Annotated in this window: 9 protein-coding genes; all 9 read right to left on the bottom strand. The window is 33.4% G+C overall.

The genetic code is table 11. From position 1 onward, the window contains the following. Positions 1–127: 127 nt before the first annotated feature. The gene (locus EHQ24_RS06705) at positions 128–814 is read right to left on the bottom strand and encodes a hypothetical protein (RefSeq protein WP_135600908.1); all 687 of its coding nucleotides are present in this window, start codon (positions 812–814) and stop codon (positions 128–130) included. A gap of 210 nt (positions 815–1,024) precedes the next feature. Continuing rightward, entirely contained in the window at positions 1,025–1,462 is a 438-nt protein-coding gene (locus EHQ24_RS06700) for a hypothetical protein (RefSeq protein WP_244310319.1), read from the bottom strand. Between the two features lie 131 nt (positions 1,463–1,593). Further along, positions 1,594–2,178 (bottom strand): hypothetical protein, encoded by a 585-nt coding sequence (locus tag EHQ24_RS06695; protein ID WP_135600906.1) that lies wholly within the window; start codon positions 2,176–2,178, stop codon positions 1,594–1,596. Between the two features lie 231 nt (positions 2,179–2,409). Continuing rightward, positions 2,410–3,585, bottom strand: a complete 1,176-nt coding sequence (locus EHQ24_RS06690; RefSeq protein WP_135600905.1) for a WG repeat-containing protein — start codon at positions 3,583–3,585, stop codon at positions 2,410–2,412. A 256-nt stretch (positions 3,586–3,841) separates the two neighbouring features. After that, positions 3,842–4,390: a hypothetical protein gene (locus EHQ24_RS06685; protein ID WP_135600904.1), complete on the bottom strand. Its 549-nt coding sequence runs from the start codon at positions 4,388–4,390 to the stop codon at positions 3,842–3,844. Positions 4,391–4,669: 279 nt separating this feature from the next. Further along, a complete protein-coding gene (locus EHQ24_RS06680; RefSeq protein ID WP_135600903.1) occupies positions 4,670–5,170 on the bottom strand; it encodes a hypothetical protein in 501 nt (166 codons plus the stop codon). A gap of 347 nt (positions 5,171–5,517) precedes the next feature. Then, a complete protein-coding gene (locus tag EHQ24_RS06675; RefSeq protein ID WP_135600902.1) occupies positions 5,518–6,195 on the bottom strand; it encodes a hypothetical protein in 678 nt (225 codons plus the stop codon). 193 nt (positions 6,196–6,388) lie between these two features. Further along, complete coding sequence (locus tag EHQ24_RS06670; protein WP_135600901.1) at positions 6,389–7,123, bottom strand: DUF6602 domain-containing protein; 735 nt, start codon at positions 7,121–7,123, stop codon at positions 6,389–6,391. A 540-nt stretch (positions 7,124–7,663) separates the two neighbouring features. Then, the gene (locus EHQ24_RS06665; RefSeq protein ID WP_135600900.1) at positions 7,664–8,503 is read right to left on the bottom strand and encodes a hypothetical protein; all 840 of its coding nucleotides are present in this window, start codon (positions 8,501–8,503) and stop codon (positions 7,664–7,666) included. Positions 8,504–8,597 lie beyond the last annotated feature (94 nt).

Here is an 8,597-nt window from a genome sequence, read left to right as displayed (position 1 = left end):
TAGGGACTGGCACGTAGCTTGCGTATGCGAGCGAGTGACAGGAGGACAATTTGGCGCAGCCCGAGCGAGGCCGTAAGTGCCGAAGCGTAGCGGGAAGGTGCTGTTAGCCGCAGTTATTTGTGCCTATTTAATTTGTATGTTTTAAGATTAACTTATCTTCTTTTCCTTCTTCCATTTTATAGAGAAATATTTTTTTCTTCCAATGGCTCTCCATGAAATCTACCAAAATTTCCTGTCGGAATTTCCCATTTCTGGAATTTATAAAGAAATGCCATCGAATTGGTTTTGATTCGGAATGTCCTGAAGTTACAAAATCGTTGATTTGAAGAACATCGCCTTTATTTATTTCTTCATAATTTTTCTTTTTGAATTTCTTTTCAATTTTATCTTCTAGTTCGATGTTAATATTGTAGACTGGATTACTTCCGGAATGTAACAAAAATGGGATAAACTGTCCTCCTTCGTAAGGTAGGCTAGCTACTATATCTATGTAGCAGTAACTATCTTTCCCAGTTACAAAATCAATTAAAGTTTCAATTCTATTTACACTTGCGTCGACTGTTTTTGTAATAAGGCTTTCAATATCAGTTAGTTTCTCTTCCGTTTTTATTGTCTTTCTAATTCTTATGACTTGACCGGAAAGCCATGATAGAAAGAAAAAGGAAGCGCCAAAAAATGGTAAGATTTTATCGAAGAATAGTTTTAAACTTTCAAATTCCAAATTTTTTGGTAGTTCTACCATGGAAAGAGAATACAGAATAGATAGTATAAACTGTATTCCAAATTCTTTGAAGAATTGTTTTGTGACTTTCATAAAAATTCCTTTTATTTTGAATTATTTTTAAATAATTGCGGCTAACGAACTAGACTAACCGACGTAGGCTGGCCCTGAGTCCCGAACGGGACGTTAGGGATTGGCGCGATGCTTGCGTAAGCAAGAGGAGTGACAAAAGCCTATGTGTCGTAGACCGAGCGAGGGCGCAAGTCCCGAAGCGAAGCGGTTAGTCGCTGTTATACGACGTTTTTAAATTTCTACGTTATATAACAAGTTATCCAAGAGATTAGTGATTAATAGTTCTCGGTTTTTTGATGAGTCAGAGAAAGGTCTGGCAAATAATGGAAAGATTCCTATATATGTTCTCATTTTTCCCTTAGTAGTAATTTTTTTTGTTTTTTTTCCTGTAATACGATTGTGAAGAATGCCTTGAATTTCTAAATCAGTATCATCATAAGCTGGTATTAATGTTAAGGTCATACCACTTAATATTCCTTGAATAAAATTTAACTTGTTTCTGAAAGTTACATTAATCTCTAGCTCATATTGTGATTTCGAAGAATCAATTTCTATATTTGAAAATTGACTATTCTTCTTTAGTTTATCCTTAACAATTTGAAAGTCATTTTGAATATCAATAATTCCGTCAGAAATTTGTATTGGATGGTCAAATAATTCATCATCCATATAATATAAATATCCTATATGAATTGAAAGGGTAGATTTATTTATATTCTTGCTTAAATTTATATTTTTATCATAGCTAATTGTTGAGCAACTTGTTATTAAGAAAAGGAAGGTTATGATTGATTTAAAATTCATTGTTCCGTTGCCTGTATAACTGAATTTAATATGAATTTTGATTTTTTCTCAGGAATAACCCGCCGTGATCTCCAAGGTTCGTATATATAATCTCTGATATAATTTTCTTCTTCAAATAATTGGGATTTAATTATTTGTTTATTCTGATCAAAAGATTTAACTTCTAACTGTATTTTGGATTCGAAGTTAACGATGGATCCTCCGAGCCAGATATATAAAGTAAATGTTGCAATAGAAAGCGGAATATATAATGGATCCAGTTTTAAAGTATTTTCATATTTGATAAATTTGAAATCTAATAAGATTGAATTCTTGGAGATAGGATATTCCGAGTAATAATTTACAGATTTAAAGATGCCCGTATTTTCAAGAAGGATTTTCATATTTGTTTTCAATGTCTCTTCCTGGATATTTTTATAATCTCCAATTTCATTTATTAATTCAACATTTCTGATATAAATATTTAATTCTTTCTGATTAGAATTTGGAGGTTTGAAATTTTGATTTAAAAGAGAAGATTTTTGATTTAAGCAAAATTGAGTCAATAATCCGACGATAATTATAGTTATTTTTTTGATCATAATATTTTTTTAAATTTTTAAAAATGTCGTATAACGAACTAGACTAACCGACGTAGGCTGGCCCTGAGTCCCAGAATGGGACGTTAGGGATTGGCACGACGCTTGCGAAGGCAAGAGGAGTGCCAAAAGCCTATGTGTCGCAGACCGAGCGAGGGCGTAAGTCCCGAAGCGAAGCGGTTAGTTGCTGTTAACCGCAGTTTTTGATAGATGATTTCTTCTTTAAGTTTATGTTTAATCACATTTTGGAAATTTTACGAATCCCCAATGTTTATCGATTTTGACTTGTGCATAATTATTTAAAAAACTTTCAATTCCATCAAATTGAGGGTTAATAATAAATAGACCTGATTTGTTAATGAGTCCTTTTTTGTTGTTTATTTTAACCCGAGCTCTTCCTTGTAAAAAATGTCCTGCCTCCTCAAATTTGGGTTCAATTACAATATTACCTTTTACGTCAACATAACCAAATTTTTTATTTATTCGTACAGTAGATAAGCCCTCCCAGCTAAATAATTCAAAATTGAGGTTTGGTTTGTTCACAATATTTCCAATAGTATCAATGATTGTAATTCCCTTATCTGTAATAACTCTAGCATATCCATTTTCAAAACTCATTGCTTTACGATATTGAGGTTCTATAGTAAATTCGCCCTTTACATCTATATAACCCCATTTTTCGTTTACTAATACAGCGGCTAGATCGTTCGAAAAATTCAAGGCATGTTGAAATTTTGGTTGGATTATGAATTTGCCCTTTTTATCAATATATCCCCATAAACCTTTATATTCTACGGCAATTATATCGTTAAAAAAACTGCTAACATTATCAAATTGAGGCGCTATTTGAAAATTCCCTTTTTGATCTATAAATCCCCACTTTCCTTGGAATTTTACGGCAGCTAAATCATTTCTAAAACTTTCAGCTTCTTCAAATTTTGGTTCAATTAAGATTTCGCCAAGATGATTAATATAACCCCATTTATTATTATCAATTTGAATCTGTGCCAGGCCATCGTATACTTTGTTTAAATTTGTAATGTTTAGGTTTGGTAAAGGTAAAAATTCACCTTTTTTATTTATTCGTTTAATTTGGCTATTAATCGTTACAATTGCTTCATTTCTCCCGAAAATTCCTGCATTTTCGAATTGCGGTGGGATAATAAATATTCCTGATTCGTCAATATATCCCCATCTATTATTTATCTGAACATTTGCAATTCCTTCATTATAGTAGCCAACCTTTTGGAATTTTAATTCTATTGTTTCATTTTCGTAGATCAAAGTCGGTATTGAAACTCCGTCAACTTCCTTCATTTTGATTTCATAATCTATAGGACAACTTGGAATATCAGTTGCGAAAACATTTGTGGTATAAATTAAAACTATAAATATTAAATATTTTTGCATAGATGATTTATCGATTCAGAATATATTTTAATTCTCTTTTTTTGTATTTAATAAATTTTTCAAAAATTGCGGTTAACGAACTAGTCTACTCGACGTTTCCCGACCCTGAGTCCCGTCCGGGACGTTAGGGACTGGCATGTAGCTTGCGTAAGCAAGGCGAATGCCAGAAGGGAAATGTGGCGTAGCCCGAGCGAGGCCGCAGTGCCGAAGCGAAGTGAGTAGACGCTGTTATGCGTAGTTGCGTTGTTTGTAATTACTAATGAGGGAAATAAAGTTTTTCAAATTCTTTTATATCTTTTTCTGGATTTGCTGAGCCAGTTTTATAGATTTTTCCAGAATATTTATTTAGAATTAAAGGTCCGTTTCCAAATATTTGATCTGAATCATCAGAAGATATCAAATATTTGTTATTACGAAAATAGCAAATGCAGAAATTATTCATGTCATTAATTTGAACAATTGTATAGAAATCGTCATTCAGAGATTTAGACATTTCAATGAGATAGTTGTTAAAAGTATCTTTAGCTATTAAGTCATCAGTAATAACACGATTATTTTTTAAAGTTGGACTTCTGTCATCGAGGATTATTATTAATTGGGAGTTATTTTGGATTAACTTTCTGCATTTGTCTTCTTCGAATCTGTTTACCAGAATTACTGGTTTGTATGGATAAAGAATGCTTTTTAACTGATCTGCATTAAATTGATGAAAATAGTCATTATTTTCTTTTATAAACTGTATTTCTTTATAAGTGGCAAATTCTTCTTTGAATTGTAAATATACATTAAAAGTGATTTGTTTCATTTGGATTTTTTCTTATATTTTAATAATTAAGTATTAATTTAAGCAATTACGCATAACGAACTAGACTAACCGACGTAGGCTGGCCCTGAGTCCCGGTAACGGGACGTTAGGGATTGGCACGACGCTTGCGCAAGCAAGAGGAGTGACAAAAGCCTATGTGTCGCAGACCGAACGAGGGCGTAAGTCCCGAAGTGAAGCGGTTAGTCGCTGTTATATGAAGTCGTGCCGCTTCTATTGTATAATCTTGCCAAAGTTCGTAGACGCCAAGGGATAATGATGTCATTTGTGTAACTCTAAAAAATCTAGTAATTCATTTCTCTTGTTTAAATTAATTATTGATGAACTATATTGGAATTCAATGGCCATTTTGATATCTTTTTCATCTAGCTCAATCCATTCCCAAAACATTTGTTCGTAATTTAGCCAACCAGCAGTCAGCCATGCAAATTTCCTCATTTTGAATATTTCATCTTCAGATTTCCCTCGAATTAACAATTCATTGTAACATTTCTGGTAATAAATATGGCTATGCTCCGTATCTAATATTTCTTCACAAACCAACTGCCAGTTTTTGAATGTTGAAAAATCTAGTTTAGAGTCTCTTTCTAGTTCATCCTCAGTAATTTCAAATGAAGAGCTAAGAGGTGGATATATACTGCTGAGAATTTCGTCGCATACTTTGATCCATTTTGAGAAATTTGATAAGTGGTTAGGTTCTTTTCTTTTAAATAAATTCGTAATAAATCGCGTTAAATTGAATTTATTGTTCAGTATTAACAATGCTGTGTTTGCCTTTTGTAAGTTGATAAATATATAAATAACTGATATAGATTAAAAAATACGTAGGAATGTTTATATTTATTGGTTCATTGATATATTTCAATTAAGTTCATTATTTTTCGATTTTAAAAAGAGAATTCTTTATGATTAATACATGTAGGCACGATTTCATATAACGAACTAGGGGAGACGACGTTCCCTGACCCTGAGTCCCGGTAACGGGACGTTAGGGACTGGCACGTAGCTTGCGTATGCGAGCGAGTGACAGAAAGGGAATGTGCCGCAGGCCAAGCGAGGCCGTAAGTGCCGAAGCGCAGCGTTTCCCTGCTGTTATACGCAGTAGGTCTTTATTTTGGATCCTTTTTATCATACTCGCCTAAAATAAAAACTATAAATCCCTCATAAAATGTTAAATTTAAAAAGATGCTAATTTTCTCATTATTTTCTTCTTTATAGTATTGAGGTATAAATACTTTTTCATTTTTGAATTCAGGTATTTTCTTTAGGTTTGTATTTTTTATAATATTTTTATAGCTATTAATTATTTTTTCTACATTAGGAACATTTTTTTCGTAGAGTTCCCTATCTTCATAAAAAGAGATTGGATGAATTATCCATTTTCCATTAAAAATTTTATTGGTTAAAAAATAAAATATACCAGAAGCTAGGTGGTCAAAGAATTCATCAAAGTTTGCTTTTTTAACTAAAAAAATACCTGTTTCTTCTCCGTCGAGTGTTGCCTTTTCGGCATTTTCTACTGATAACGCTAAGGATTTATTTCTTTTGAATGCCTTTCTACTTTTTTCCTCAAATTTTTCGTATCCTGATTTTTTCACTGAACGGTGAATTGTTATGTAATTTCTTACATATTCGTCTTTGTTTGATTTCTTGGAATTATGTTCTTCGCATGATGGAATTGTAACTAAATCAAGTTTTTGATTGCTTGGAAAAAAAGACTGTGGTGGGATATGTTCTCTGGACGTTGCTTCTTTTCCACAATAATAACATTTTGCTTTATTAGTCATTAAATTTAGACCTATTGCGTATAACGAACTAGCCTTCCCGAAGTTCCCTGTAGCCGAGCCTCTGGAAGAGGCGTTGGCGTCGGCGCGACTTCTTGCGTAGCAAGAAGCGTGACGGAAGGGAATTTGCCGCAGGCCGAGTGAGGCCTTGTGCCGAAACGTAGCGGGAAGGCGCTGTTATGCGAAGTATCATATTCTACAAAAATATTCCCTTATTATTCGCTTCTGGTTCAAGAATATAATATCCAAAAGATGGCTTATTTCTACCTGCTAGTGTATTCAATATTCCTGCGAGAAAGGAAATTACTTCGTAGCATGAATCATTAGGATAAAAGAATAACCATTTCTTTCCATTAGGTAAATGATCGAAAAAAGTCCAATAACCTTTCCCTACGATACAAAGGGCTACAAATGGCGGATTGTGATAATAATTAGGGTTAATATCTATAAATCTAGAAAATTCATCATCACTAGTTAAATCAGATGAGTAGGAAAAATATGCTGGTAATACTTGTGGTAGCCAAGGTGGGTCGTAATTTTCTAAAGGTCTAAGTCTCATTAATGTTTCTACTTTTTCAATTGAATTTATCAGTTCTGCCCTTGTAGTTTTAGTTTTAACTTCTATCCAATATCTACATGACTCATAAGGGAAAATACCCATACGTTCATCTAATAAAATTGGCGGAAGCAAATCTTTTTGCCATATAATTAAATCCGATTCTGAGGAATTATTATTGAATACATCTTGGATTTGACCTTTCCCAATTTCATAGTTAATTGGTAAAAAATCCTTTAAAAAATTAATTAGAATATGCTCACGAAGAGAACCCTTCAAACCGTTATGAGTTATGGAAGTTAAATTTTCGGATTCATTTACTAAGTTTTTAGCTCTTGTTTGAGCAAATTCTTGAAAAAATAAGTTGAAAGACATCTTTTTTAAACTTTCCTTTTTATGATATTTCGCATAACGAACTAGTCTTGACGAAGTTTCCCGCCCTGAGCCTGCGTAGTAGGCGTTAGGGAGATCGGGAAATTTGCCGAAGGCCGAACGAGGCCGTGAGTGCCGAAGTGAAGCGTTAAGACGCTGTTAGTTGCAGTGTGCGCGTCGAGAAATGATTTCTGATAAGAAAGAACTGGAAGTCCACCAGAGAACATCAACAAACAGTGCAGAGTAAATCATTTTTGAGAAAACTTAAACAAACAAGACCGATCAAATTAATCTTTTGTATCAATCTTCACTTAATAGAAAAAAGCAAGAAAAAACGAACCTGGCGAGAACGAAATTCTGCACATTGCAACTAACGAACTAGACTAACCGACGTAGGCTGGCCCTGAGTCCCGACGGGACGTTAGGGACTGGAACGACGCTTGCGTAAGCAAGAGGAGTGCCAGAAGCCTATGTGTCGCAGACCAAGCGAGGCCGCAAGTGCCGAAGCGCAGCGGTTAGCCGTTGTTATACGCTGGACTGCGTTTAAAACGCAACACCTAATCCAAATTTTGCAGAATATTCTTGAATAGACCAAATATGTGCCATTTGTTTGCTTTTAGATTCAAAGAGGGTAGAGTCAGGAACTTTGTAAGCATCATAATTTGTTGCCATTGCTTCAACTAATAGATAAAAGTTTTCTGATAAGAAAAATCTAGAACCTGCACTTAATGTTGACTGGTAAATAATTGCCATATCTTCAATGTTTCTTCCATACCCGAATCCAACTCTAATATAAGGATCAAAAATTGGATGAGAGATGAAGTGATAAGCAAAGTGAATTCCTATTGTAACTAATTGTAAAAATTTATTATTTGATTTAGTGTCATAGGGTAAAAGAATTTCCCTTAGGATAGCGTTTTCGCGAATCGCCGGATTTCCGAAAAATCTTTTCTCATTATCATAGATAAGATTGTTATCGAATCGCGTCTGACTAAGATTATCAGCTTGAAAATTAATGTTATTTAAACTTAATCCTAATCCAAATTTAGGATTAAATAAATATTCGCTAAATAAAGCAAAAGATTGACTTTTTAATTTAGGCTTTGGGGAGTTTTGAAAAGTATAAAAGCTAGCAAATTTTTCTTCTTGTGTTCCATATACAGATGTTGTATCTCCAATAACTTCGTGACGATTGTAAAAGTCATTGTTTTTGTTCATTACATTGTTATCAATTTTGTGTAGGTTCGTGTTAGGAATTAAAAATGACTGAGCAGCAGTTAATTCAATGAAGAACTTTCTCTTATCATAATTATTTTGTGATAAAAGTTGCCTTTGGAAAGAGAAACTTATGATGAGAATTGTTATTATTTTTGTTAATTTCATTTTTTTGATATAATTTTAGGGTATGACTTCAAGAGATAGGTAACGATTAAGCGGCATGAGAAGGGTAACGCTTTTTAGTAACCTTTCTTGGCTT

Origin of the sequence: Leptospira noumeaensis (assembly GCF_004770765.1) — a bacterium.
GTDB classification, from domain to species: Bacteria; Spirochaetota; Leptospiria; order Leptospirales; family Leptospiraceae; genus Leptospira_A; species Leptospira_A noumeaensis.
This window is presented reverse-complemented; position numbering and strand designations above follow the sequence as displayed.

What these genes read in the sequence shown, in the direction of transcription:
- EHQ24_RS06690 (WP_135600905.1), bottom strand. Translation starts at nt 3,585, where the DNA reads ATGCAAAAATATTTAATATTTATAGTTTTAATTTATACCACAAATGTT.
- EHQ24_RS06685 (WP_135600904.1), bottom strand. Translation starts at nt 4,390, where the DNA reads ATGAAACAAATCACTTTTAATGTATATTTACAATTCAAAGAAGAATTT.
- EHQ24_RS06670 (WP_135600901.1), bottom strand. Translation starts at nt 7,123, where the DNA reads ATGTCTTTCAACTTATTTTTTCAAGAATTTGCTCAAACAAGAGCTAAA.
- EHQ24_RS06675 (WP_135600902.1), bottom strand. Translation starts at nt 6,195, where the DNA reads ATGACTAATAAAGCAAAATGTTATTATTGTGGAAAAGAAGCAACGTCC.
- EHQ24_RS06665 (WP_135600900.1), bottom strand. Translation starts at nt 8,503, where the DNA reads ATGAAATTAACAAAAATAATAACAATTCTCATCATAAGTTTCTCTTTC.
- EHQ24_RS06695 (WP_135600906.1), bottom strand. Translation starts at nt 2,178, where the DNA reads ATGATCAAAAAAATAACTATAATTATCGTCGGATTATTGACTCAATTT.
- EHQ24_RS06705 (WP_135600908.1), bottom strand. Translation starts at nt 814, where the DNA reads ATGAAAGTCACAAAACAATTCTTCAAAGAATTTGGAATACAGTTTATA.
- EHQ24_RS06700 (WP_244310319.1), bottom strand. Translation starts at nt 1,462, where the DNA reads ATGGATGATGAATTATTTGACCATCCAATACAAATTTCTGACGGAATT.